Raw genomic sequence first — 23,432 nt, 5'->3', positions numbered from 1 at the left:
GCCCGTGTTCGGCGTCTATATCACGCACCCGCAGATCCAGATCGATCCTGCTGTCCCGGTGCCGGAGTGGGGCCTGTCCGATCTCGGGCGGGAACGGGCGCGCCTGACCTCCAATCAGCCGTGGGTCCGGCTGCTTGGCCGCGTCATCTCAAGCGGAGAACGGAAGGCGCTGGAAACCGCAGCGATCCTTGCCGAGGCCGCGGGCGTTCCGGTCGAAACGGATGAGGAAACCGGCGAGAACGACCGCTCCGCGACCGGATTTCTGCCGCCAGAGGATTTCGAGAAGGCCGCGGACCGATTCTTCGCCCATCCGGTGAAAAGTTTCAGGGGCTGGGAGCGCGCCATCGACGCGCAGGCGCGGATTGTGAAGGCGGTATTCTACATCCTCGACCGCCACGATCCGGCCGTCCCGATCGCCTTTGTCGGCCATGGCGGCGTCGGCACGCTGCTCAAATGCCGGATGACCGGGACGGCGATCGCCCGCAGCGCCGACCAGTTGCCGGGCGGCGGCAATCTCTTTGCCTTCCGTCTTGCGGATCGCGGCGTCACATGCGACTGGACGCCGATGGAAATCTGGCAGGGGTGATCGACATGAGCACAAGCGCGCGTGACCGGCTGATCGTCGGCCTCGATATTCCGACGACCGCCGAGGCGGAGAAAATCGTTTCGACGCTTGGCGACGAGGTCCTCTTCTACAAGATCGGTTATCAGCTCGTCTTCGCCGGCGGCTTGGATTTCGCCCGTGATCTCGCCGCGGGCGGCAAGAAAGTCTTTCTCGACATGAAGCTGCTCGACATCGACAACACGGTGGCGAAGGGCGTCGAGAACATCGCCAGGATGGGCATGTCGATGCTGACGCTGCACGCCTATCCGAATGCGATGAAGGCGGCCGTCGACGCCGCGAAGGGATCCGACCTCTGCCTGCTCGGCGTCACGGTGCTGACCTCAATGGACGCCCAGGATGTCGCCGATGCCGGCTATGGAACCGATCCGCATACACTGGTGCTGCGCCGTGCCGAACAGGCGCGCGCCGCCGGCATGGGCGGCATCGTCTGCTCGGCGGAAGAAGCCGCAGCCGTCCGCCGTGTCATCGGGGCGGAGATGGCGGTGGTGACGCCGGGAATCCGTCCCGCCGGTGCGGAGAAAGGCGACCAGAAGCGGGTGATGACGCCGGCCGAGGCGATCCGCGCCGGCTCGAGCCATCTCGTCGTCGGCCGGCCGATCGTCAAGGCGACCGATCCGCTGGCTGCGAGCCGCGCCATCCTCGCGGAGATGAAAAGCGCCCTCCCCGGTTGATTCCGTCGCCAGGAAGCAACCAGACTCGGCTTTTCGACTTCTCGTCTGCCGGCACGCTTGACCTCGACCAGGAATTGCCGGAAGTAACGATCCCGTCTGCACTTTTCGGAAAGACGAGGAGCTCATCATGGCCAAGGGATACTGGATTGCTCGGGTCGATATCAGAGACCCCGAACGCTACAAGGACTATGTGGCGGCCGCAAAACCCGCCTTCGTGAAATATGGTGCCACCTTCCTGGCGCGCGGCGGCGAGTTCCACCGGCTGGAGGGGGCCGTGCGCGCCCGCAACGTGGTGATCGAATTCCCCTCGGTGCAGGCCGCGATCGACTGCTACAATTCCCCCGAATATCAGATCGCCGCGGCGATCCGCCAGGAGGTCGCCGACGCCGAGATGGTGGTGGTTGAGGGCGTCTGAGGATTAGCTGGGAGCCCTGCCGCGGGCAGCGGACGGAAGGCTAACAAGCCGTGCCGTGGAATGGCCTTCACCTTGCCCGCTGCTTCGGCTATGTAGCAATCCATTCTTGCCAACGACCTCAGGAGTGCGCTTCCCATGACCTTGTCCAACCTTCCGCCGCTGGTGACGATTTTCGGCGGATCCGGATTTGTCGGCCGTCATGTGGTTCGCGCGCTTGCAAAGCGAGGCTATCGCATCCGCGTCGCGGTGCGGCGGCCGGACCTCGCGGGCCATCTCCAGCCGCTCGGCACCATGGGCCAGATTTCCTTCGTCCAGGCCAACCTGCGCTATCGCCGGTCCGTCGACCGCGCCGTCGAGGGGGCCGATCACGTGATCAATTGCGTCGGCGTGCTCTTCGAGCGCGGCCGCAACACCTTCGACGCGGTCCAGGACTTCGGCGCCCGGGCCGTCGCCGAAGCCGCCCGCGCGGCCGGTGCACAGCTGACGCACATTTCGGCGATCGGCGCCAACACGAATTCCGAATCCCAATATGCCCGCACCAAGGGCCGGGCCGAGATCGCCATCCTCGAAACGGTGCCAGAGGCGGTCATCCTGCGGCCGTCGATCATCTTCGGACCCGAGGACGATTTCTTCAACAAATTCGCCAGCATGGCGCGTTTCGCGCCGGCCCTGCCGCTGATCGGCGGCGGCCACACGAAGTTCCAGCCGGTCTATGTGACGGATGTCGCCGAAGCCGTCGCCCGCTCCGTCGACGGCAAGCTCAAGGGCGGGACGATCTATGAACTCGGCGGCGCCCAGGTCCTTTCGTTCCGCGAATGTCTCGAGATCATGCTCGAAACGATCGATCGCAAGCGTTCCTTCGTCTCGATCCCCTTCGGCATCGCGTCGCTTCTCGGCAGTGTCGCATCGCTCGTGCCCTTCATCGCGCCGCCGATCACCGCCGACCAGGTCGTGTTGCTGAAATCCGACAATGTCGTTTCCCCGGCCGCCAAAGCGGAAGGCCGGACGCTCCCCGGCATCGGCATCGAGCCGACGTTGTTGGACTCGATCCTGCCGACCTATCTGGTGCGTTTTCGCCCGCAGGGGCAGTACACGCGCGGCGGTCGCGCCGCCTGATCATCCCCGCGGGCGTTGTCGTCTGATCCCAGCCGCCGGTCCCGCCGGCGGCTTTTGCTTGTGGCGCTGGCGCAACAGCGTTGCAGTTCTGCCGCAGTCGAAAACCGGAATGGTGTTTACCGCAGATTCAGCATGTCCTGATATTGATCATGACACGCCCGGCGAATAAACACCGCTCGCACCCACGGCGCGGCGAGCGCAGGCGGTGACAACTTCATACTCGAAAGGCACAACGTCCCATGGGCAAGTCGATCGCAATCTTTTTTGCGTCTGCGGCACTGATCATTCTGGCTGGCTCATTCATCGCACCGGGCACTGTGGCGAGCAGCAGCAAGGGCTGCACGCCTGCCTATGGCGTCGATCCGTGCACGACCGCGTCGATCGGCGCATCCGGCTGGTAAGCCGGGCAACTGCCTCGGCCGTGAGGCAGACATTTTGAGTTTATTGGCGGGGGCCAGGGGCCGCATGCGTTTCGCAAGAGACGCATGCGGCTTTAGTTTTTCGGGCTGCGCCTACCCCAGTAGCCAGAGGCCGATCAGGCCTGCGGTGCCGACAACAATGCGCCAGATCGCGAAAGGCGTGAAGCCGCGCTGCGAGACGAAATCGAGCAGCGAGCGCACCACGAAGATGCCCGCGACGAAGGCGGCGATGAAACCAATAGCGATCAGGCTGATGTCGTCGAAGGAGAGCGCGTTGCGGTTCTTGTAGAGATCGATGGTGAAGGCGCCGACCATGGTGGGCATAGCGAGGAAGAAGGAGAACTCGGCGGCCGAACGCTTGTCGGTTCCCATCAGCAAAGCGCCGGCGATCGTGGCGCCGGAGCGTGACGTCCCCGGGATCATCGCCAGGCACTGGAAGAGGCCGATCTTCAGCGCCAGCGAAGGCGGGTAATCGAAGACGTCAGTGTAGCGCGGCTTCAAGGGCAGCTGATCGATCACATAGAGGATGACGCCGCCGACGATCAGCACGACGCAGATCAGCATCGGCGTCTCGAACAGCACCGTCTTGATGAAGTCATGCGCCGCGGCGCCGATCAGGGCCGCCGGCAGGAAGGCGACGAGCACCGAGAAGACGAAGCGCCGCGCCTTGACGCTTGTCGGGAGCGCCAGCGCGATCGACAGCAGCTTCTTGAAATAGACGAGCAGGATCGCAAGGATGGCGCCGAGTTGGATGAGCACGGCGAAGGTATTTCCCGGCGACTTGAAGCCGAGGAAGTGTCCGGCAAGGAGCACATGCGCCGTCGACGAGACGGGGATGAACTCCGTCAGGCCTTCGATGAGCCCGAGCACGAGCGCGCTGATGATCGATTGATCGGCCATATATGAACGGTTCCTGATATTCTTGGATTTGGGAGGAAAAAGTCGATTCTCTTGTGTTTGCCACCGCAACTACCTATAGCTCGTTGTATGAAGCCGTGGCCAGTTGCATATGCCGCGATGCCTACTGCATGTTTCCTTAAATCGAGCCGATTTAAGGATCAAAACATGCAGCGATTCAAAGTGCTGCAGCGTCCTTTGTGCGTCTGAAAAGACGCACGGCGCTGTAGATCCCCGAAAACAGCTGCACCCTGATATCGATGCCGACACTGTATCATCACCCCATGTCCTCCGCCTCGCGGTTCGTACGCCTTATTCTCTCAGAATATGGCTATCAGACGGAATTGAGCGAAGAGCAGCCCTGGGAGAATCGGCGCGACTTCCTGGCGCTCAACCCGGCCGGCACCCTGCCGGTCTATGTCGACGACAGCATGCGGGCGCTTTGCGGCGCGACGATCATCTCCGAGTATCTCGACGAGACCAGCGGCATCATGAAGCGTGATCGCCGGCTCTTGGCGGAGGATCCCTTTCAGCGCGCCGAAATCCGCCGGCTCAGCGAATGGTTCCTGCAGAAGATGGAGGCCGACGTCACCCGGCCGCTGGTGCGCGAGCGCATCTACAAGCTGCAGATGACGCCGGACCAGGGCGGCGGCGCGCCGGATTCGAAGATCCTCCGGACCTCGCGCAACAATATCCGCCAGCATATGAAGTATCTCTCCTGGCTCGCCGGCTCGCGTCCCTGGCTTGCAGGCGATCGGATTTCCTACGCCGATCTCGCGGCGGCCGCGGCGGTCTCCGTCCTCGACTATCTCGGCGAAATCGACTGGTCCGACGCCCCGACCGCCAAGGAATGGTACCAGCGGCTCAAATCGCGGCCGTCCTTCCGCCCGCTGCTCGCCGAGCGGGTGCGCGGCGTTACCCCCGTTTCACATTATGCGGACCTCGATTTCTAAGGACACGACAATGCCCGGCGACGCTGCAAAGGCGGAGAACCAGGGCAGGAAACGCCGGACGCTCACCGCCTTTCTGAAGGAGGAAGCCGCGGCCAAGGGCTTCGAGCTCTGTCGGATCACCCGGCCGGATGCCATACCGCAGGCGCCGGAGCGGCTCCGGCAATTCCTGACCGCCGGCTGTCACGGCACGATGGAGTGGCTGTCCGAGACGGCGGAGCGGCGCGCCGATCCGCGTGTGCTGTGGAGCGATGTCCGCTCGATCGTCCTCTTCGGCATGAACTACGGGCCCGACACCGATCCGCTTGAGATCCTCGCCAAGCAAGATCGCGGCGCGATCTCCGTCTATGCCCGGAACCGCGACTATCACGACGTCGTCAAGGGACGGCTCAAGGAGATCGCCACGCGCTTTGCGGCGCGCGCCGGAGAGGATGTGAAGGTCTTCGTCGACACCGCGCCGGTCATGGAGAAGCCACTGGCGGAAAAGGCCGGACTCGGCTGGCAGGGCAAGCACACCAATCTCGTCAGCCGCGAATTCGGCTCCTGGCTGTTTCTCGGCAGCCTGTTCACGACCGCCGATCTCGACATCGATGATCCCGAGCGGGACCATTGCGGCTCCTGCCGGGCCTGCCTCGACGCCTGTCCGACCGGCGCTTTCCCGGCGCCCTATCGGATCGATGCGCGGCGCTGCATCTCCTATCTAACGATCGAGCACAAGGGGCCGATCGACCCCGAACTCAGACCGCTGATCGGCAATCGCATCTATGGCTGCGACGATTGCCTGGCCGTCTGTCCCTGGAACAAATTCGCGCACTCGGCCGCGGAGATGAAGCTCAAAGCCAGGGAGGACCTCAGGGAACCGGAGCTCGCCGCCCTGCTGACGCTCGACGACGCCGCCTTCCGCAGCCTGTTTTCCGGCTCTCCGGTGAAACGCATCGGCCGCGACCGTTTCGTCAGAAATGTCTTGATCGCCGCCGGCAATTCCGGTGAAGAGAAGTTGCTACCCGCCTGCAAGGCATTGGCGCGTGATGCCTCCCCAACGGTCCGGGCGATGGCCGTCTGGGCGCTTTCGCGGCTGATGGCAGCTGACGAGCTCTCCGCCTTCGCTATGGAGTGCGGGCAGGAAACGGATGACGAGGTGCTTTCGGAATGGCAAATGGCGGGAGTGAGCCGATGCATGTCCTGATACTTGGTACCGGCTATTCCGGCACGGCGATCGCGAAGGCGCTGGCGCCAGCCGCACAGTCGGTCGCGGGAACGACCCGCTCGCCGGACAAGCTGACGGCGCTCCAGGCGGCCGGCATCGAGCCGCTGCTGTTCGACGGCGACGACATTTCCCCGGGACTCGCCGAGGCGATGGGCAAGACGACGCACCTCATCCAATCGATCGCGCCGGGACGCGAAGGTGACCCGATGTTCCGCTCGGCGACGCCGCCACTCGACGACCTCATGCCGCGACTCCGTTGGGTCGGCTATCTCTCGACCGTCGGCGTCTATGGCGACCATGGCGGCGGCTGGGTCAGCGAGGAAACGCCGATGAAGCCGGTTTCGCAGCGCTCGAAGGAACGGGTCGAGGCGGAAAACGCCTGGTCGGACTATGGCGCCAGGCGGGGCGTTCCCGTCGCCGTGCTTCGACTTGCCGGCATCTACGGCCCGGGCCGCAACGCTTTCCGCAATCTTTCCGAAGGCACGGCCCGACGGGTCGTCAAGGCGAACCAGGTCTTCAACCGCATCCGCGTCGAGGATATCGGCGCGGCGGCCGCGTTCCTTGCCGACCGCGGCATGGGCGGGATCTTCAACGCGACCGACGACGAGCCGGGACCGCCGCAGGACGTAGTGGCCGAGGCCGCCCGGCTGATGGGCGTCGAACCGCCCCCGGAAATTCCCTTCGAGAGCGCGGAGATGTCGCCGATGGCGCGCTCCTTCTATGGTGAGAACAAGCGCGTTTCCAATGCGCGTCTGCGCGAGACCGGATTCGACTTAGCCTATCCGAATTATCGCGTTTCGCTTGCACAGCTATGGGCAAGCGGGACCTGGCGTGGATAGTAAAACCACCTCTCCGATACTTTTATCAGAATATCCCCCACCGCCGAAAGCATGTTGCGAGATCATCCGAAAGTAATAGATTCGGACGACTCACCTTGACTGCCTCATACTGCCCTATTTCGACCTATACTTCGCCATTCGATACAACCTGGGCGATAGATGGGGATTTTGATGAGGGAAATTCGTAGAAATTCACGCGCATCGAAATTTTAAATGATTTTTTACGTCAGCCTGGGAGTTGGGAGGAACCAAAACCCGCAGGAAACGTTTAGGCGCTGATTCAAAAGAACTTCTTGGGTCTTCTAAAGCAATTAAAACGGCATCTCGTTTTAAATTAACAGCATTTTTCAATAAATCCTAATGAATGGTTAACGGTTGAAGCACGTTTTTGCCATGTTTTGCCCTAATTAGCTCGAACTGCAAAGGGAACTAGTCGAACATTCAATCCGAAGGGGTCACCGCTTGAAGCCCGCGAAAATCAAGACTGCTGCCGCCGCAGCGCTATTCGCCGTCGGGATGGGTCTCGTCTCGGCATCCGACAGCCAGGCAAAGGGAACGGGTTGCGGTGGCGCCTCCTGGTATGCCCTCACCTCGAAAACCGCCTCCGGCGAGCGCATGAACGCCGCGCGCCTGACGGCCGCGCACCGAAGCTTGAAATTCGGCACCAAGGTCCAGGTCACCAACAAGCGAAACGGCAAGTCCGTCGTCGTGCGCATCAATGACCGCGGTCCCTTCATTCGCGGCCGGGTCATCGATCTTTCCAAGGCGGCCGCCTCGCAGATCGGCATGGTCCGCTCGGGCACCGCCAGCATCTGCTACCAGGTCGTCAATTCCTGATCGTTCGTAGGCCGCCGGCTTGAGGCTGGACGGTTCTCTTCCGCGGGGCGATCGCTCCCGCACATAATGCGACCGCTCACTTGCTCTTCGGTGCCATCGCCGCTACCACGGCGAAAAAGGAGTTGATCGAAGATGCGATTGGGCGGACGGCTCGCCGGAGCCATAGACGTTCTTGACGATATCGAGAAGCGCAAGCGCCCGGTTGCCGACGCGCTCAAGGACTGGGGCCTGTCGCATCGTTTTGCCGGCTCGGGCGACCGTGCCGCCATCGGCAACATCGTCTATGACGCGCTCCGGATGAAGCTCTCCCACGCCTATCTGATGGATAGCGAAGGCCCCGCCGCCCTCGGCCACGCGGTCATGTACCGCCAATGGGGCTTCACGCCCGATAGGCTGGCGGCGGAACTCTCCGACGACAAGTTCGCCCCGCAGGCACCCTCGGCAGAGATGATGAGGGCGTTCCGCGAGCGCCGTATCGAAGACGCGCCGCTCCATGTGCAGGGCGATGTCCCTGAGTGGACGCAAGCCTCTTTCGAAGAAAACTTCTCGGACGACTGGCTCGACGAAGCCAGGGCGCTCGCCGGCCGGCCAACCCTCGACCTTCGCGTCAACACGCTGAAGGCAAGCCGCGACAAGGTCTTGAAGGCATTGGAGCGCAGCGGTGCCGAACCGTCGGCGATCGCCCGCCACGGCATACGCATCCCCGCCGGCGAGGGCGCCGCGCGCCTGCCGCACGTCACCGCCGAAATCTCGTTTCAGAAGGGCTGGTTCGAGGTTCAGGACGAGGGCTCGCAGATCGTCGCCGACCTGGTCTTTGCGCGCGAGGGTGAGCAGGTGCTCGACTATTGCGCCGGCGGCGGCGGCAAGACGCTCGCCATCTCCGCCGCGATGAACAACAAGGGTCAGGTGCATGCCTATGACGCCGACCGCAAGCGTCTCGCGCCGATCATCGAGCGACTGAAGCGCGCCGGCACCCGCAATGTCCAGGTGCACGAGTCGGCGGAGGCGCTCACCCCGCTTGCAGGCCGCTGCGACCGGGTGCTCGTCGACGCGCCCTGCACGGGGACCGGAACCTGGCGGCGCCGGCCCGACACGAAGTGGCGCCTGACCCAGAAGAACCTTGAGGAGCGACTGGCCCAGCAGGAGGAGGCGCTTGCCGGCGCCGCCCAGTTCGTGCGCCCCGGCGGGCACCTGATCTATGTGACCTGCTCCGTGCTTCCGGAAGAAAACGAAGCGCAGGTCTACGGCTTCTGCGAGGACAATCCGGAGTTCGAGATCCTCTCGGCCGCCGCAACATGGGCGACGCTGTTCGGTACCGACAAGCCACAGCCCTGGTCGGCCGATATGAAGACCGTCACGCTGACGCCCGCTTCAACCGGAACCGATGGGTTTTTCTTTTGCCTGATGGGCAGGAAAAGCTAGCGGCCCAGTGCATGTCGCCCACAAGCGTGCAGCGGTTATGGGGCAACGACAGGTACCGAGACGAACGCTGCAAGGGGAAGTCGCAAATTTGAAAATCTTCTAAACTATACGCTTTGACACCAGTTTGCTTTTGGTTCATGACATGAGCGCTTTACCGGCCTCGAGCCGCTTTGCTCGGCCGGTCTGCAAGAAGCGAAGGAGAGGGTCATGACCAAGAATTTCACCCGCGCCGCCGCGCTGGCACTCATGACGGCCACGTCCGTGCTGGCCCTGCAGCCGGCCAGCGCCGCGACCGACGCAGCCGCCGTCGTAAAGCATTATGCGGCGATCGCGCATGCCAAATACGAGGACGCGCTGACGACCGCCGAAGCCCTCGACAAGGCCGTCGATGCGCTGATCGTCAGCCCCAACGAGGAGACGCTGAAGGCGGCGCGCGAGGCCTGGCTCAGGGCGCGCAACCCCTACCAGGAGACAGAGGTCTACCGCTTCGGCAATGCGATTGTCGATGAATGGGAAGGCAAGGTGAACGCCTGGCCGCTCGACGAGGGCCTGATCGACTATGTCGACCCGAGCTACGGCACTGAGAGCGACGAGAACGCGCTGTTCACCGCCAATGTCATCGCCAACAAGACGATCAAGATCGACGGCAAGGACGTCGACGCGACGAACATCACGCCGGAATTCCTGGCCGGCACCCTGCAGGAAGCCGGCGGCATCGAGGCGAATGTCGCGACCGGCTACCACGCCATCGAATTCCTGCTCTGGGGCCAGGACCTGAACGGCACCGGCCCGGGCGCTGGCAAGCGCGCCTATACCGATTTCGACACCAAGGCCTGCACCAACGGCAATTGCGACCGCCGCGCTGCCTACCTGAAGGCGGCGACCGACCTGCTCGTCTCCGATCTCAAGGAAATGGTCGCCAACTGGGCACCGGAAGGTGCCGCGGCCAAGGCGGTGGAAGCCGAACCCGAGGCCGGCCTCGCGGCGATCCTCACCGGCATGGGCTCGCTCTCCTATGGCGAACTTGCGGGCGAGCGCATGAAGCTCGGCCTGCTGCTGCACGATCCGGAAGAGGAACATGATTGCTTCTCGGACAACACCCACAATTCGCACCTGCATGACGCGATCGGCATCCAGTCCGCCTATACGGGCGAATACACCCGGATCGACGGCACGAAGCTCACCGGCCCGTCGCTTTCCAAGCTCGTCGCCGCCAAGGACGCCGCGCTCGACAAGGAGATGACGGCCAATCTCGCGACGACGGTCGAGAAGATGCAGGCGATGGCAAAGCGGGCCGAGACCGTCGAGGCCTACGACCAGATGATCGGCGAAAACAATGCGGAAGGTAACGCTACCGTCCAGGCCGCGATCGACGGGCTGATTGCCCAGGCCAAGACCGTCGAACGGGTCATCGCGGCGCTCGACCTCGGCAAGATCGAGCTTGAAGGTTCGGATAGCCTGGATAATCCTAACGCGGTTTTCCAATAAGCTGAAAAGGCGGGCCGTTCCGACAGGGCGCGGCCCGGCTCTTGCCCGATGAAAGTCCTGACCGCCCGCTTCCTCGCGCTGCCGCTCGCCGCGCTTATCGGCGTTGCCGCCGCGGCTTGGGCTACAGGCGATGGCCTCGGCGCTGCCGCCGGGGTGAAGGGTGATACCCCCCTCTGCCCTGCCGGGCATCTCCCCCACAAGGGGGGAGATTGGCCGGAAGCAAAGCCCTGCCCCATCAACGCGCAAATACCGAACCTGTCGAATTCAACCGAACACGCGCAGCCTAATTCGTTGAGCGGAACATCGGCGCTTACCGATCTCCCCCCTTGTGGGGGAGATGCCCGGCAGGGCAGAGGGGGGTGCCTCCCGGCCCGCGACGACCTTTCCGGACAGGATCTCGAACGCGTCGAAACCGTCACCCGGCCCACCCAGGACTTTTCCAAGGCCGAACAGTTCGAGGCGATGTCGGCGGGCGCCACAACGACGATCGCGCCAATCGACCAGAGGGTCTTCCAGCAGTTCTCGGCCAACCTACCCTTCGAAGACGAAGAGAATTTCAAGCTCGGCAAGGCGTTGTTCGAAAAGCTCTGGGTCTCCGCCCCCTCCTCGACCCAAGCCTCCGATGGACTCGGCCCTCTCTATAACGCCCGCGCTTGCGAAAGCTGCCATCCGCGCGATGGGCGGGGCCGCCCGCCGGAGGGGGTGGATTCGACATCGACGGTCTACCGTCTCGCCCGTCCGCCCCGCGACGAAGCCGAACGGCGCTTCATCGCTGACCACCAGGCACTGAATTTCCCGGACCCCGTCTATGGCGCCCAGTTGCAGGACAGCGCCGTGCCCGGGCTTGCCGCCGAAGGCCGTCTCAAGGTCAGCTACCGGGAAGAAGCGGTGCCGCTTGCGGATGGCGAGATCGTCCATCTCCGAAAGCCCAATTACGCAGTCACCGATCTCGGCTATGGCCCGATGGACCCGATGACGACCCCGTCGCCGCGCGTCGCCCCGGCAATGATCGGGCTCGGCCTCATCGAGATGATCCATGAGGCAGACATTCTTGCGAAAGCCGACCCGGACGACCGGGACGGTGACGGCGTCAGCGGACGGGCGGCAATCGCCCGGGATCGGGACAGTGGCACGATCGCGCTCGGCCGCTTCGGCTGGAAGGCTCAGAATCCGACCATTCGCCAACAGGCAGCAGACGCCTTTGCGGTCGATATCGGCATTTCCACGCCGGCCTTCGACAGCGGCCATGGCGACTGCACCAAGGCGCAGGGCGCTTGCCTGACGCTTCCGATCGGTGTCCAGGCGCGGCTCGGTCCGGTCGAGGCTCCCGACCCGGTGCTCGGCCTCGTCACCTTCTATTCCGCCAATCTCGCGGTGCCGGCCCGGCGCAAGGCGAGCTTTCCGCAAACGCTAGAGGGCAAACGGCTTTTCTATGAAGCGGGCTGTCCGGTCTGCCACACGCCGAAATACGTGACCCGGCGCGATGCGCCTCACAAGGAGCTGGCCTTCCAGCTGATCTGGCCCTATTCCGACTTCCTGCTGCACGACATGGGCGACGGGCTCGCCGACGGCCAGCAGGTCGGAATTGCCAGCGGACGCGAATGGCGCACGCCGCCGCTTTGGGGGCTGGGCTTGACGAAGACCGTCAGCGGCCACACGTTCCTGCTGCATGACGGGCGTGCCCGGAATTTCACCGAGGCCATCCTCTGGCACGGCGGCGAGGCGGAAAAGGCCCGCGATGCCTTCGCCGCCATGTCGAAGGACGACCGAAACGCCCTGCTTTCCTTTCTGGAGTCGCTCTGATGCGCCTGCGCCTTCCCCTGATCCTCGGCTTGCTGCTTCTTGCAGCGATCGCGCCCGCGGCGGCCCAGGAGGGCAACGCGCTTTTGCCGCGCGTTCTCGACGAAGCCGCCCTGCCGGGCGTGATGGCGAAGGCGGTCGATGGCTTCATCATTCCCGGCTATCGCGACCTGAGGCGGGCGACGGGCGAACTTGGCGAGAAAAGCGCCGCGCTTTGTGCGACGCCGTCTGACGCTGCACTTGAGGAAACGCGAGCGGCCTTTTCGGATGTCGTGCAAAGATGGTCGACGATCGAGATCATCCGCCTCGGACCGGCCCTCGAACAGAACAGGTTCGAGCGCTTCCTGTTCTATCCGGATCGCAAGAGCACCGGCCTGAAACAGGTACAGGCTATTCTCGCCAAGCGCGACGAGAGCGCGACGCAGGCGGAAAGCCTGAAAACGAAAAGCGTCGCCGTGCAGGGCCTCGGCGCACTTGAATATGTTCTCTACGGCACGGGAGCCGAGACGCTGACCGGCGCGGAAGGTGACTTTCGCTGCCTTTACGGAACGACGATCGCGCAGAACCTGACGACGATTGCCGGCGAGTTGCTCGCCGCCTGGGAGAAGCCCGAGGGCCTCCAGTCCGCCTGGAAGTCGCCGAGCGCTGACAATCCCCTCTTCCGCGACAACAGGGAAGCGGCAACCGAACTGCTCGGCGTTCTCGTGCACAGCGTCGAAATGATCAAGGACCAGCGGCTGCGCCCCTTCTATGCCGGCGCGATCGACGGCAAGGCTGACGAGGGCCGCCCCAAGCTCGCCATCTACTGGCGATCGGGCAATACGATGAGGTCGATCGCCGGCAACCTCAGCGGCCTGCAGACGCTGTTCAACGCTGCGGGAATGGAGAGCCTGCTTCCCGCCGACAGCCGCTCTATCGCCGGGTCGGTAAATTTCCTTTTCAAAGCATTGATCGGCATGACCGAACGCGTCGACGGCCCGCTCGACGCGGTGCTTGCCGATCAGAAACAGCGTTCCCGGCTCGACTTCATCACTCTCAACACGGCCGACCTCCTCGACCGGCTGAACCGCGACTTCGGCGGCGCGATGGGGCTTGGGGCCGGGTTTTCCTTCGCGGACGGCGATTGACACTACAGCGCCGTGCGTCCTTTCAGACGCACAAAGGACGCTGTAGCACTTTGAATTACTGCATGTTTTTGTCCTTGAATGGGCTACGATTCAAGGAAACATGCAGTAGCGTGAAAAAGCCTCCGGTTGACAAGCCGCGAATATGGGAGCAAAGCGCATTTCATGCCCGTCTCGCGGGCATGCTTCACCCACGAAGGACTAACCCAAGATGAACCCCGACAGTCGAAGTCGAGTCTTCCTTGCGGCCGTGCGGACCTGATTGATCAGGGCTCCGGGCGGTCCGATGACCTCGCCCATGGAGCCCAGAATGCTGCGCATCTACACAAGCCAGAACGGCCATCTCGTGCTCGTCGATCGTGCCGCCGGTCCTGCCTTCCAGGAGCCGGTGACCTGGTTCGACCTCTTCAACCCCTCCGCAGATGAGACGCGTTTCGTCGAGGAGCATCTCGGCATCGCCATTCCGACCCGCGACGAGATGCAGGAAATCGAGCTGTCCGACCGGCTCTACCAGGAGGACGGCGCGGAATTCATGACCATGACCGCGACCGCCAAGCTCGACAGCGACTACCCCGCCAAGGTGCCGGTGACCTTCGTGCTGAAGGGCGCGACGCTCGTCTCGGTGCGCCACGCCGACCCGAAGCCGTTCCAGCTCTATGCAACGCGCATCCAGAAGCCGAATGGTGCCGTCTGCGAGACGGGCGAACTGGTCATGCTGGGTCTGCTCGAGGCGATGATCGACCGGATTGCCGACGCGCTGGAGCGGGCCGGCAACGAGGTCGACGCGATTTCTCGCGAGGTCTTCCGCAAGTCGCATGCCAGCGCCACCAAGAAGACGCGCGACCTGCAGTCGCTGATCGAGCAGATCGGCCAGAAGGGCGACCTGCTGACGACCATCCGCGAAAGCCTTGTCAGCATCGGCAGGCTCGTCGCCTATCACGTCGCGGTGGAAGGGAGCGCGGCACGCAAGGCCGCCAAGGAGAGTCGGCAGCGGATCAAGCTGATCCAGCGCGACGCCGCCTCGCTCGGCGACCACGCGCTGTTCCTGTCGAACAAGATCAACTTCCTGCTCGACGCGACGCTGGGGCTGATCAATCTCGAGCAGAACCAGATCATCAAGATCTTCTCGGTCGCCTCCGTCGTGTTCCTGCCGCCGACACTGGTCGCCTCGGTCTATGGCATGAACTTCGACGCGATACCGGAACTGCACTGGCACTTGGGTTATCCCTATGCACTGGTGCTGATGGTCATGTCCGCCCTGTTGCCGTATCTCTATTTCAAGCGCAGGGGCTGGTTGTAGATGACGCAGTCGAGACCCCTCCCCAACCCCTCCCCACAAGGGGGAGGGGCTTGCCCGCCGCGGCCCGCCGAGCGCCATCTGCGACATCCGAACTCGCGGATCCGCTCTAAGCGGCCGAATCGGTCGCGGCATTGTAAATCCCTCCCCCTTGTGGGGAGGGGTTGGGGAGGGGTTGCGCTGCAGGATCGCCTCTCCGCCGAGAGACGTTCACTGTCGTCGGCCACGCGGAAAAACGCATGAGCACCAAAACCCTTATCGATCGACGCAGCTTCGTCAAAATGGCCGGCGCCGCCTGGATGGCCACGCTCGCCCCAAGCGGGGCCTTCGCGCTCGAGCGGGCGGATGCCGTCTTCGCCTCGGCCTTCATGGCGCCGGACGGCAGCTATGGCGTGGCGACGCTGACGGAGGAGGGAGAGATCGTCGAACGGACGCTACTGCCGGCGCGGGCGCATGGCATGGCCTTCTCGCCGGCGACCCGCCGCGCCGTCGCCTTTGCGCGCCGGCCCGGAACCTATGCCATGATCCTCGCGACCGACGGCACCGCCGAGCCGGTCGTCATCTCCGCCGCCGAAGGCCGCCACTTCTTTGGCCACGGCTGCTTCTCCGCCGACGGGCGGCTGCTCTACGCCACAGAGAACCATTTCTCCGCCAATCGCGGCATGATCGGCGTTTACGACGGGACGCGCGGCTTCATCCGCACAGGCGAATTCCCCACCTATGGCATCGGTCCGCACGACATGATGCTGACCGCCGACGGCCGGACGCTCGCAATCGCCAATGGCGGGATCGAGACCCATCCGGATTTCGGCCGCACCAAGCTCAATCTCGATCACATGGAACCGAGCCTCGCACTGGTCGATACGGCGACCGGCGCGCTCATCGAGAAACACGGCCTGCCGCCGGAGCTCAAGCAGCTTTCCACCCGCCACGTCGACATCGGCGCCGACGGCAGGATCTGGTTTGCCTGCCAGTACGAGGGCGCGCGCGACGACCTGCCGCCGCTGGTCGGGCATTTCAAAAAGGGGGAGGAGCTGAGTTTTATCCCCCTCCCCGAGCGCACGACCGCCGCCCTCGCCAATTATGTCGGCGCCATTGCCATCAACCGCCGCGAGGACCTTGTCGCGCTCACGTCGCCGAAGGGCAATGTCGCCGTGACGCTCGATGGGAAAACGGGCGCGGTCTTGAAGGAGGAACGGGTCGTGGATGCGGCGGGCGTTGCCGCCGCGAGACCCGGCTTCGCCGTCTCGTCTTATGATGGCCGGTTCAAGGGTCAGAAGAGTGCCGTCGCCTGGGACCAGCACATCGTCGGGCTCGACAAGGATTAGGACGCTTCTAAATCAGGTCGCGACATTTCCCGCACCGGAAAGCTTGACCAGGTCATCCCAGCGATAGGCGATCTGCTCGAGGCTCTCGCGGCCGACGCTGACCCGGCCCTCTCCCACCGCCCGCGCGCCGAGCCGCTCGTAGAAGGCCCGGTTCGGATTGCCCTTCAGCACCCAGGCGAAGAGCGACGAGGCCTGCAGCTCCCGGCAGTGGGCCGCGACCGTGCGCACCAGCGCCGCACCAATGCCCGCGCCATGGAACTCCGGCAGAAGATAAAGCTCGTAGAGTTCCCGGTCGAAGGCCGGCGGCATGGACCGCGCCCGACCGTAATTCGCAAAACCGACCACTCGATCTTCCGAGAGATCGACGGCGACCAGGAGGAAGGCGCCCGGTATTCGCATTCGCCGCGCATGGCCGATCGCCTGGTCCTCGACCTTCATGGCGTCGAGATAGGCATCGGAAATGATCCCGCGGAAGGTCGCGCGCCAGGTGCTCACCAGCACCGACGCGATCATCATCACGTCGTCCGGTACGGCAGGGCGGATCTCTATGCGCCTGAAGTTCCTCATCAGGATGATATATGGATGCGGCCTGCGTCCCGAAAGTCCGTCGGCACCGCGTTCGCGCCGTGCGGACGATTGCGCTTGTCCTCGGTCGCGACGCATGCAACTGTCGGCGCGATCGGGCATCCCAGTCCGTTTCAGCAAGGGGCTTTTTGAATTGAGGCACGACAGCGAGCCGCACGATTTCCGCGCCCGCATCCGGGAGAGTTTCGACCGCCAGGCCGCCATGCGCACGATCGGCGCGGAACTTACCCGCGTCGAGCAGGGCACGGTGGAGATCGAATTGCCGTTCGATCTCAAGCTGACGCAGCAGCACGGGCTGCTGCATGCCGGGGTGATCTCGGCAGCGCTCGATGCCGCCGGCACCTATGCGGGCTATTCGCTCATCGATCCCGACGCATCGCTGCTGACCATCGAGTTCAAGGTCAATCTCCTTTCGCCCGGCCGCGGCGAGCGTTTTCTCTTCCGCGGCGAGGTGACGAAGCCCGGCACGACGATCATTGTCTCGGACGGCAAGGCCTATGCCGTCCGATCCGACGGACCGGCAAAGCTAATCGCCTCGATGACCGGAACGATGATGGTGGTGCGCGGCCGCGAGGGGATCGAGGGATGAGTTTCGAGTTGAAGCCGGTCGCCGGCAAGAACATCCTCTACGTGATGGCCGTCGACCTGGAATACGGCCCCTGCCTCAAGCACCGGATCAGGCCGCTGATGACCGGCGTCGGCCCGGTCGAAGCGGCCGTCGGCCTGACCAAGGCGCTTTGCGAGCTCAAGGCCGCAGGCAGGCTGCCGGATCTCGTCGTCTCGCTCGGCTCCGCCGGTTCCGCCACGCTCGAACAGACGGAAATCTACCAGGCGGCCTCGGTCGGCTATCGCGACATGGACGCCTCGCCGCTCGGCTTCGAGAAGGGCGCGACGCCCTTTCTCGATCTGCCCGCCGTCGTCAAGCTGCCGCATCGGGTCCCGGGCGTGAAGGAGGCGCGGCTTTCGACCGGCGCCGGTATCGTCTCCGGCAAGGCCTATGACGAGATCGACGCCGACATGGTCGAGATGGAGACCTATGCCGTCCTGCGCGCCTGCCAGGCCTTCGACGTGCCGCTGATCGGGCTGCGCGGCATATCGGACGGCAAGGCGGAGCTGAAGCATGTCGACGACTGGACGGAATATCTGCACGTCATCGACGAGAAGCTGGCAGACGCGGTGGACCGGCTGGAAAAGGCGCTCGACACGGGCCAAATCCGGCTCTGACGGTTCTGCAGCAGGTCCTAAATTGTCGGGGTGCAATGAAATCGTTGCGCCAAGGGCGGCCTTTCATTAAAGGCTCGCCATGTTCAAGCTTGCCTGAAGGCCCGCCATGACCCAGACAGCCCATCCCGACACCGTCCTGATCGTCGATTTCGGCAGCCAGGTGACGCAGCTCATCGCCCGGCGCGTACGCGAGGCCGGCGTCTATTGCGAAATCGTGCCGTTCCAGTCGGCCGAAGAGGGCTTCAGGCGCCTGAACCCGAAGGCGGTGATCCTGTCCGGCAGCCCGGCCTCGACGCTCGAGATCGGCTCGCCGCGCGCGCCGTCGGTGATCTTCGAAAGCGGCCTGCCGGTCTTCGGCATCTGCTACGGCCAGCAGACCATGTGCGCCCAGCTCGGCGGCAAGGTGGAAAGCGGCCATCACCGCGAATTCGGCCGCGCCTTCCTCGAAGTCGAGAAGGATTGCGCCCTCTTTGACGGACTCTGGTCGCTCGGCTCGCGCCACCAGGTATGGATGTCGCATGGCGACCGGGTGACAGCACTGCCCGAGGGCTTCGAGGTGGTGGCGACCTCGTCCAACGCCCCCTTCGCCTTCATCGCCGACGAGAAGCGCAAATATTACGCCGTGCAATTCCATCCGGAAGTGGTGCATACGCCCGACGGCGCCAAGCTCATCTCCAACTTCGTCCACAAGATCGCCGGCATCAAGGGCGACTGGACGATGTCGGCCTATCGCGCCAAGGCGGTCGAGGCGATCCGTGAGCAGGTCGGCGACAAGAAGGTGATCTGCGCGCTTTCGGGCGGCGTCGATTCCTCCGTTGCGGCCCTCCTCATCCATGAGGCGGTCGGCGACCAGCTCACCTGCATCCTCGTCGACCACGGCCTGATGCGCAAGGACGAGGCGGCCAACGTCGTCGCCATGTTCCAAGAGCATTACAACCTGCACCTCCTCCATATCGATGCCTCCGACCGCTTCATCGGCGAACTTACGGGCGTCAGCGATCCGGAAACCAAGCGCAAGATCATCGGGCGGCTGTTCATCGAGGTCTTCGAGGAAGAGGCGAAGAAGCTCGGCGGCGCCGATTTCCTCGCCCAGGGCACGCTTTATCCTGACGTGATCGAAAGCGTTTCCTTCACCGGCGGCCCATCGGTGACGATCAAGTCGCACCACAATGTCGGCGGCCTGCCGGAGCGCATGAACATGCAGCTCGTCGAGCCGCTGCGCGAACTCTTCAAGGACGAGGTGCGCGTGCTCGGCCGCGAACTCGGACTGCCGGACAGCTTCATCGGCCGCCATCCCTTCCCCGGCCCCGGCCTTGCCATCCGCTGCCCGGGCGGCATCACCCGCGAAAAGCTCGAAATCCTGCGCGAGGCGGACGCAATCTATCTCGACGAGATCCGCAAGGCGGGCCTTTACGATGCCATCTGGCAGGCCTTCGCCGTGCTGCTGCCGGTGCAGACGGTCGGCGTCATGGGCGACGGGCGCACCTACGAATTCGTCTGCGCGCTGCGCGCCGTCACCTCGGTCGACGGCATGACCGCCGACTTCTACCACTACGACATGGAATTCTTGGGCCGCGCCGCGACCCGCATCATCAACGAGGTGCGCGGCATCAACCGCGTCGTCTACGATGTGACCTCGAAGCCGCCGGGCACGATCGAGTGGGAGTGAGGCTCAGTCCTCCAGCTTCGCCCAGCAAAGGTTTTGTGGGGTCTGCAGCGCCATCCGTCTCTTCAGATGCATGGCGCTGATGTTCACGTCCTCAAATCGACAACACCAGGAATGTTCGCTGAGGATAAGGCGGTGCGGCGGTTGCTTCAGAGCAACTCCGATATAGGCTACTTGCACCATCAAACTTCAGCGATGGGAGCACCATGCCAAGGCAAGGATGGACATGGAAAGTCGATGGCTTCCTGTTCGAACCGGGAAGCAACCGTTATCTCGGGCGCCTCCGCAAGTTCAGCCAGTGTCCCAAAGGCAAATTCGATGCCTTGCGCCAGGCTGCGGCGCAATCCCCTTCAACAAGGTCGTCGCGGGATTTACGCCGCCGTGCCGACCTGTTGAAGCCGGCACGCTATGCGATGCTCTATGAGCGGGGAAAGGGAGTGCTGCGCTCCGCGCTCGACCTGCCCACGGTCGATCAGGATTGATCCGGCCAGTCAATCGGCTTGCATGGCGAGGCTCATGCAAATAACGACTTGCGCGGGTATGGCCCGAACCATTGAGGACGGCAAAGTGGAAGTTTCCGAGATCATCATCGCCGGTGATACGCCGGGCGTCGAGTGGCGTCTGCCGGTGTTCCGGTTCACTGGAACCAGAGCCGGGGCACCGCGGAGCTATATTCAGGCCGCCCTCCACGCCAACGAACTGCCGGGCACGGCACTGCTTCATTTTCTCCTGGACCGACTGCGCCAGGCCGAGAGGGAAGGCATGATCCTCGGCGACATCACCGTCCTTCCCCAGGCGAACCCGATCGGCGCTGCGCAAGCGCATTTCGGCGAGCTGCAGGGCCGCTTCGATCTCGGCACCCGCAGCAATTTCAACCGCGACTTTCCGCTGATCCGGCTTGGCGATCGCGCCGGCCTCACCGAGAATCTCGAACGGTATTCGGCGGTCGACCGGCTGAAGCGACATCTGCTGCACATGGCACTCGGCTGCGACCTAGTGCTCGACCTCCATTGCGACGACGAAGGACTGCAATACGCCTATATCGACGAGGCCTTCTGGCCGGAGGCCGCGGACCTCGCCGCCGCACTCGACATGCGGGCGGTGCTCATCTCCGACGGGGAAAGCTCCGCCTTCGAGGAGGCCGTTGCCTATGCCTGGAAATACGGGAGCGCCGGCGAAAGGAAGACCTCGCTGCCCCGCCGGCTTTCGGTGACCGTGGAACTGCGCGGCACGCGCGATGTCTATCCTGACCTGGCCGGCAAGGATGCCGACGGCGTCTATCGGTTTCTCGCCGCACGCGGCGGCGTCGCGGCGGACAACGATCCTCTCCCGAGCTTTGGCGGCGTGGTGGCGCCGCTCGACAATATCGAGATGATTCGCGCGCCAGCAGCCGGGGCGATCCTCTTTCACCGGGACGCCGGCGAACAGGTCAAAGCCGGGGACCTGCTCGCGACGATCCTCGCCAGGCCCGGCATGCTGGATGGAGCGATCGAGGTTCGGGCGCCGCAGGACGGCTTGATCGTCACCCGCGTCTCCACCCGCTTCGCCCGCTGCCGATCTGACCTGATGAAGATTGCCTGCCCCGGGCCGTCGCGGGCTCGGCGCAGGCCGGGGACGCTGGAGGCGTGACCCACACGCAGGCATTTCCTCAGCCGGACGATCCGGCCGCTCCTAAGGCGTCGAACCACCCTGCAGCTTCGGGCTGTCGAGCAGGATCGTCGAGCGCAGCGTCTTGATTTCGGCGATCTGCTCGAACTCGCTCCAGAGCAGGCGTTTGTAATCCGCTACGTCGCGCACCGCGATCTTCAGCAGGAAGTCGAAATCGCCGGCGACCGTATGGCACTCGACCACTTCCGGGATGCGCGACACCAGTTCGATGAAGCGCTGCCCGACCTTGCTGGCGGTGCGTTCCAGCGTCACCTCGACAAAGGCGTGGAAGCCGATGCCGAGTGCCTTCGGGTCGACGACGACCGTCTGGCGGATGACGCCGGTCGCGTAGAGACGCGCCAGCCGCCGCGACAGCGGCGCCGGCGACAGCCCCACCTTGGCGGCGAGTTCGTTGTTGCTCTGCGACGCATCTTCGATCAGCAGCCTGATGATCCGCCGGTCGGTCGCATCCAGCTCCGTTCGTTCGATTTCCATCATTCCCGAGTTTTTCGCAAATGGGATGCAGTTGATGCCCAGTATACCGCAAAAGCACGCGCCAGCATTAGCGAAATCAGACAAATATGTCGTCGATTTTGCGCCATGCTTATCTTACAGAGGATCCGTCAAAGCCCTGATGCGGCTTGCCTTTGAACAAACTCAAGACGACTATCGACCGGTCACAGCTCCAAGGATCTCCAGCATGTTCGACGCCCTCGCCCGCCAACCCGACGATCCGTTGCTGGCCCTGATCGGCCTGTTCCGCAAGGACGAACGCCCCGGCAAGGTGGATCTTGGCGTCGGCGTCTATCGCGACGAGACCGGCCGCACGCCGATCTTCCGCGCCGTCAAGGCGGCGGAAAGGCGGCTGCTCGAGACGCAGGAGACGAAAGCCTATGTCGGCCCCGAGGGAGATCTGGTGTTCCTCGACCACCTCTGGGCCCTCGTCGGCGGCGAGACGGTCGAGCTCAGCCATGTGGCGGGCGTGCAGACGCCCGGCGGCTCCGGCGCATTGCGGCTTGCCGCCGACCTGATCCATCGCATGGGCGGCCGGAAGATCTGGCTCGGCCTGCCGAGCTGGCCGAACCATGCGCCGATCTTCAAGGCGGCGGGACTTGAGATCGCCACCTATGATTTTTTCGACATTCCGTCGCAGTCCGTGACCTTCGACAATCTCGTCAGCGCGCTCGAAGGTGCTGCCGCCGGCGACGCGGTGCTCTTGCATGCGAGCTGCCACAACCCGACAGGCGGCGTCGTGACCGAACCCCAATGGCTGGAGATCGCGGCGCTCGTTGCCGAGCGCGGCCTGCTGCCGCTCGTCGACCTCGCCTATCAGGGTTTTGGGCGCGGCCTTGAACAGGACGTGGCCGGGCTCAGGCACCTCTTGACCGTCGTTCCGGAAGCGCTCGTCGCGGTTTCCTGCTCGAAGTCCTTCGGGCTCTATCGCGAGCGCACCGGCGCGATCTTCGGCGTCACCCCCTCGGCCTCGGCCGCCGATACGGTGCGTTCCAATCTCGCCGGCCTTGCCCGCACCAGCTATTCCATGCCGCCGGACCATGGCGCGGCGGTCGTCCGCACGATCCTTGCCGATCCCGAACTTGCCCGCGACTGGGCCGAGGAATTGGAAGGCATGCGGCTGCGCATGACCGGCATCCGCAGAATGCTCGCCGAAGGCCTCAGGAGCCGCTGGCAGAGCTTGGGCGCGATCGCCGGCCAGGAAGGGATGTTCTCGATGCTGCCGCTCACCGAAGCGGAGGTGATGCGGCTCAGGACCGAGCACGGCATCTACATGCCGGGCTCGGGGCGCATCAATATTGCCGGGCTGAAGACGGCGGAGGTCGCCGGTGTCATCCAGAAATTCACCAGCCTCTGATCGGA

Annotated in this window: 23 protein-coding genes and 1 pseudogene; 21 read left to right on the top strand and 3 right to left on the bottom strand. The window is 64.0% G+C overall.

Annotated features, from left to right (window positions below):
- Nucleotides 1-4: 4 nt before the first annotated feature.
- The 5 genes from SS05631_RS19255 to SS05631_RS19235 all read left to right on the top strand — a co-directional run bounded on the left by SS05631_RS19255 (nucleotide 5) and on the right by SS05631_RS19235 (nucleotide 3,228).
- Nucleotides 5-586 (top strand): histidine phosphatase family protein, encoded by a 582-nt coding sequence (locus SS05631_RS19255; RefSeq protein WP_037420961.1) that lies wholly within the window; start codon nucleotides 5-7, stop codon nucleotides 584-586.
- Nucleotides 587-591: 5 nt separating this feature from the next.
- Nucleotides 592-1,296 carry an orotidine-5'-phosphate decarboxylase gene (gene pyrF, locus SS05631_RS19250; protein ID WP_037421074.1) on the top strand — a complete coding sequence of 235 codons (705 nt, stop codon included), beginning with the start codon at nucleotides 592-594 and terminating at the stop codon, nucleotides 1,294-1,296.
- Nucleotides 1,297-1,423: 127 nt separating this feature from the next.
- The gene (locus tag SS05631_RS19245) at nucleotides 1,424-1,711 is read left to right on the top strand and encodes a DUF1330 domain-containing protein (RefSeq protein WP_037420963.1); all 288 of its coding nucleotides are present in this window, start codon (nucleotides 1,424-1,426) and stop codon (nucleotides 1,709-1,711) included.
- 135 nt (nucleotides 1,712-1,846) lie between these two features.
- Nucleotides 1,847-2,827, top strand: a complete 981-nt coding sequence (locus tag SS05631_RS19240; protein WP_037420965.1) for a complex I NDUFA9 subunit family protein — start codon at nucleotides 1,847-1,849, stop codon at nucleotides 2,825-2,827.
- 239 nt (nucleotides 2,828-3,066) lie between these two features.
- Nucleotides 3,067-3,228, top strand: a complete 162-nt coding sequence (locus SS05631_RS19235; protein WP_012710132.1) for a hypothetical protein — start codon at nucleotides 3,067-3,069, stop codon at nucleotides 3,226-3,228.
- A 111-nt stretch (nucleotides 3,229-3,339) separates the two neighbouring features.
- Here SS05631_RS19235 and SS05631_RS19230 read toward each other — a convergent pair whose 3' ends face one another.
- Nucleotides 3,340-4,146 (bottom strand): undecaprenyl-diphosphate phosphatase, encoded by an 807-nt coding sequence (locus tag SS05631_RS19230; RefSeq protein WP_037420968.1) that lies wholly within the window; start codon nucleotides 4,144-4,146, stop codon nucleotides 3,340-3,342.
- Between the two features lie 257 nt (nucleotides 4,147-4,403).
- Between SS05631_RS19230 and SS05631_RS19225 the strand changes: the two genes are divergently transcribed.
- The 10 genes from SS05631_RS19225 to SS05631_RS19170 all read left to right on the top strand — a co-directional run bounded on the left by SS05631_RS19225 (nucleotide 4,404) and on the right by SS05631_RS19170 (nucleotide 16,435).
- A complete protein-coding gene (locus tag SS05631_RS19225; RefSeq protein ID WP_037420971.1) occupies nucleotides 4,404-5,096 on the top strand; it encodes a glutathione S-transferase family protein in 693 nt (230 codons plus the stop codon).
- 10 nt (nucleotides 5,097-5,106) lie between these two features.
- Nucleotides 5,107-6,279 carry a tRNA epoxyqueuosine(34) reductase QueG gene (queG, locus tag SS05631_RS19220; protein ID WP_037420974.1) on the top strand — a complete coding sequence of 391 codons (1,173 nt, stop codon included), beginning with the start codon at nucleotides 5,107-5,109 and terminating at the stop codon, nucleotides 6,277-6,279.
- Nucleotides 6,267-7,139: an SDR family oxidoreductase gene (locus tag SS05631_RS19215; RefSeq protein ID WP_037420977.1), complete on the top strand. Its 873-nt coding sequence runs from the start codon at nucleotides 6,267-6,269 to the stop codon at nucleotides 7,137-7,139. Before queG ends, SS05631_RS19215 begins: the two co-directional genes overlap by 13 nt.
- A 462-nt stretch (nucleotides 7,140-7,601) precedes the next feature.
- Entirely contained in the window at nucleotides 7,602-7,976 is a 375-nt protein-coding gene (locus SS05631_RS19210) for a septal ring lytic transglycosylase RlpA family protein (protein ID WP_037420980.1), read from the top strand.
- 132 nt (nucleotides 7,977-8,108) lie between these two features.
- Complete coding sequence (locus SS05631_RS19205) at nucleotides 8,109-9,398, top strand: RsmB/NOP family class I SAM-dependent RNA methyltransferase (protein ID WP_037420983.1); 1,290 nt, start codon at nucleotides 8,109-8,111, stop codon at nucleotides 9,396-9,398.
- A gap of 207 nt (nucleotides 9,399-9,605) precedes the next feature.
- Entirely contained in the window at nucleotides 9,606-10,886 is a 1,281-nt protein-coding gene (locus tag SS05631_RS19200; protein WP_037420985.1) for an imelysin family protein, read from the top strand.
- Nucleotides 10,887-10,934: 48 nt separating this feature from the next.
- Complete coding sequence (locus tag SS05631_RS19195) at nucleotides 10,935-12,689, top strand: di-heme oxidoredictase family protein (RefSeq protein WP_083854121.1); 1,755 nt, start codon at nucleotides 10,935-10,937, stop codon at nucleotides 12,687-12,689.
- A complete protein-coding gene (locus tag SS05631_RS19190; protein WP_037420987.1) occupies nucleotides 12,689-13,813 on the top strand; it encodes an imelysin family protein in 1,125 nt (374 codons plus the stop codon). Before SS05631_RS19195 ends, SS05631_RS19190 begins: the two co-directional genes overlap by 1 nt.
- 307 nt (nucleotides 13,814-14,120) lie before the next feature.
- On the top strand, nucleotides 14,121-15,110 hold the full coding sequence (locus tag SS05631_RS19180; protein ID WP_037420990.1) for a magnesium transporter CorA family protein: 990 nt from the start codon (nucleotides 14,121-14,123) through the stop codon (nucleotides 15,108-15,110).
- Nucleotides 15,111-15,346: 236 nt separating this feature from the next.
- Entirely contained in the window at nucleotides 15,347-16,435 is a 1,089-nt protein-coding gene (locus SS05631_RS19170) for a DUF1513 domain-containing protein (RefSeq protein WP_037420993.1), read from the top strand.
- 12 nt (nucleotides 16,436-16,447) lie between these two features.
- Here the strand turns inward: SS05631_RS19170 and SS05631_RS19165 are convergent, their stop codons facing one another.
- Complete coding sequence (locus tag SS05631_RS19165; protein ID WP_037421078.1) at nucleotides 16,448-17,002, bottom strand: GNAT family N-acetyltransferase; 555 nt, start codon at nucleotides 17,000-17,002, stop codon at nucleotides 16,448-16,450.
- Nucleotides 17,003-17,222: 220 nt separating this feature from the next.
- Between SS05631_RS19165 and SS05631_RS19160 the strand changes: the two genes are divergently transcribed.
- From SS05631_RS19160 to SS05631_RS19140, 5 genes and pseudogenes are all read left to right on the top strand, one after another.
- Complete coding sequence (locus SS05631_RS19160; protein WP_234819746.1) at nucleotides 17,223-17,609, top strand: PaaI family thioesterase; 387 nt, start codon at nucleotides 17,223-17,225, stop codon at nucleotides 17,607-17,609.
- Nucleotides 17,606-18,244 carry a 5'-methylthioadenosine/S-adenosylhomocysteine nucleosidase gene (locus tag SS05631_RS19155; RefSeq protein WP_037420996.1) on the top strand — a complete coding sequence of 213 codons (639 nt, stop codon included), beginning with the start codon at nucleotides 17,606-17,608 and terminating at the stop codon, nucleotides 18,242-18,244. Before SS05631_RS19160 ends, SS05631_RS19155 begins: the two co-directional genes overlap by 4 nt.
- 106 nt (nucleotides 18,245-18,350) lie before the next feature.
- Entirely contained in the window at nucleotides 18,351-19,913 is a 1,563-nt protein-coding gene (gene guaA / locus SS05631_RS19150) for a glutamine-hydrolyzing GMP synthase (RefSeq protein ID WP_037420999.1), read from the top strand.
- 227 nt (nucleotides 19,914-20,140) lie between these two features.
- Nucleotides 20,141-20,392: pseudogene (locus SS05631_RS19145) on the top strand (hypothetical protein); the annotation flags it as partial.
- A gap of 85 nt (nucleotides 20,393-20,477) precedes the next feature.
- On the top strand, nucleotides 20,478-21,539 hold the full coding sequence (locus SS05631_RS19140; protein WP_037421082.1) for a succinylglutamate desuccinylase/aspartoacylase family protein: 1,062 nt from the start codon (nucleotides 20,478-20,480) through the stop codon (nucleotides 21,537-21,539).
- A gap of 42 nt (nucleotides 21,540-21,581) precedes the next feature.
- On the opposite strand, the gene SS05631_RS19135 is transcribed toward SS05631_RS19140, so the two are convergent.
- A complete protein-coding gene (locus SS05631_RS19135) occupies nucleotides 21,582-22,052 on the bottom strand; it encodes an Lrp/AsnC family transcriptional regulator (protein WP_037421085.1) in 471 nt (156 codons plus the stop codon).
- Nucleotides 22,053-22,257: 205 nt separating this feature from the next.
- Between SS05631_RS19135 and tatA the strand changes: the two genes are divergently transcribed.
- Complete coding sequence (tatA, locus tag SS05631_RS19130; RefSeq protein ID WP_037421002.1) at nucleotides 22,258-23,427, top strand: tyrosine aminotransferase; 1,170 nt, start codon at nucleotides 22,258-22,260, stop codon at nucleotides 23,425-23,427.
- Nucleotides 23,428-23,432: the final 5 nt, after the last annotated feature.

Source organism: Sinorhizobium sp. CCBAU 05631 (genome assembly GCF_002288505.1).
GTDB lineage: Bacteria > Pseudomonadota > Alphaproteobacteria > Rhizobiales > Rhizobiaceae > Sinorhizobium > Sinorhizobium fredii_C.
Note: the sequence above shows the minus strand (reverse complement) of the source record. Positions and strands in the feature narration are given on the sequence as shown.

Coding starts and splice junctions, on each gene's coding strand:
- SS05631_RS19240 (WP_037420965.1), top strand. CDS start 1,847: ATGACCTTGTCCAACCTTCCGCCGCTGGTGACGATTTTCGGCGGATCC.
- SS05631_RS19180 (WP_037420990.1), top strand. CDS start 14,121: ATGCTGCGCATCTACACAAGCCAGAACGGCCATCTCGTGCTCGTCGAT.
- SS05631_RS19190 (WP_037420987.1), top strand. CDS start 12,689: ATGCGCCTGCGCCTTCCCCTGATCCTCGGCTTGCTGCTTCTTGCAGCG.
- SS05631_RS19230 (WP_037420968.1), bottom strand. CDS start 4,146: ATGGCCGATCAATCGATCATCAGCGCGCTCGTGCTCGGGCTCATCGAA.
- queG (WP_037420974.1), top strand. CDS start 5,107: ATGCCCGGCGACGCTGCAAAGGCGGAGAACCAGGGCAGGAAACGCCGG.
- SS05631_RS19235 (WP_012710132.1), top strand. CDS start 3,067: ATGGGCAAGTCGATCGCAATCTTTTTTGCGTCTGCGGCACTGATCATT.
- SS05631_RS19170 (WP_037420993.1), top strand. CDS start 15,347: ATGAGCACCAAAACCCTTATCGATCGACGCAGCTTCGTCAAAATGGCC.
- SS05631_RS19245 (WP_037420963.1), top strand. CDS start 1,424: ATGGCCAAGGGATACTGGATTGCTCGGGTCGATATCAGAGACCCCGAA.
- SS05631_RS19165 (WP_037421078.1), bottom strand. CDS start 17,002: ATGAGGAACTTCAGGCGCATAGAGATCCGCCCTGCCGTACCGGACGAC.
- SS05631_RS19205 (WP_037420983.1), top strand. CDS start 8,109: ATGCGATTGGGCGGACGGCTCGCCGGAGCCATAGACGTTCTTGACGAT.
- SS05631_RS19155 (WP_037420996.1), top strand. CDS start 17,606: ATGAGTTTCGAGTTGAAGCCGGTCGCCGGCAAGAACATCCTCTACGTG.
- SS05631_RS19225 (WP_037420971.1), top strand. CDS start 4,404: ATGCCGACACTGTATCATCACCCCATGTCCTCCGCCTCGCGGTTCGTA.
- tatA (WP_037421002.1), top strand. CDS start 22,258: ATGTTCGACGCCCTCGCCCGCCAACCCGACGATCCGTTGCTGGCCCTG.
- SS05631_RS19200 (WP_037420985.1), top strand. CDS start 9,606: ATGACCAAGAATTTCACCCGCGCCGCCGCGCTGGCACTCATGACGGCC.
- pyrF (WP_037421074.1), top strand. CDS start 592: ATGAGCACAAGCGCGCGTGACCGGCTGATCGTCGGCCTCGATATTCCG.
- SS05631_RS19160 (WP_234819746.1), top strand. CDS start 17,223: ATGCGCACGATCGGCGCGGAACTTACCCGCGTCGAGCAGGGCACGGTG.
- guaA (WP_037420999.1), top strand. CDS start 18,351: ATGACCCAGACAGCCCATCCCGACACCGTCCTGATCGTCGATTTCGGC.
- SS05631_RS19195 (WP_083854121.1), top strand. CDS start 10,935: ATGAAAGTCCTGACCGCCCGCTTCCTCGCGCTGCCGCTCGCCGCGCTT.
- SS05631_RS19215 (WP_037420977.1), top strand. CDS start 6,267: ATGCATGTCCTGATACTTGGTACCGGCTATTCCGGCACGGCGATCGCG.
- SS05631_RS19135 (WP_037421085.1), bottom strand. CDS start 22,052: ATGGAAATCGAACGAACGGAGCTGGATGCGACCGACCGGCGGATCATC.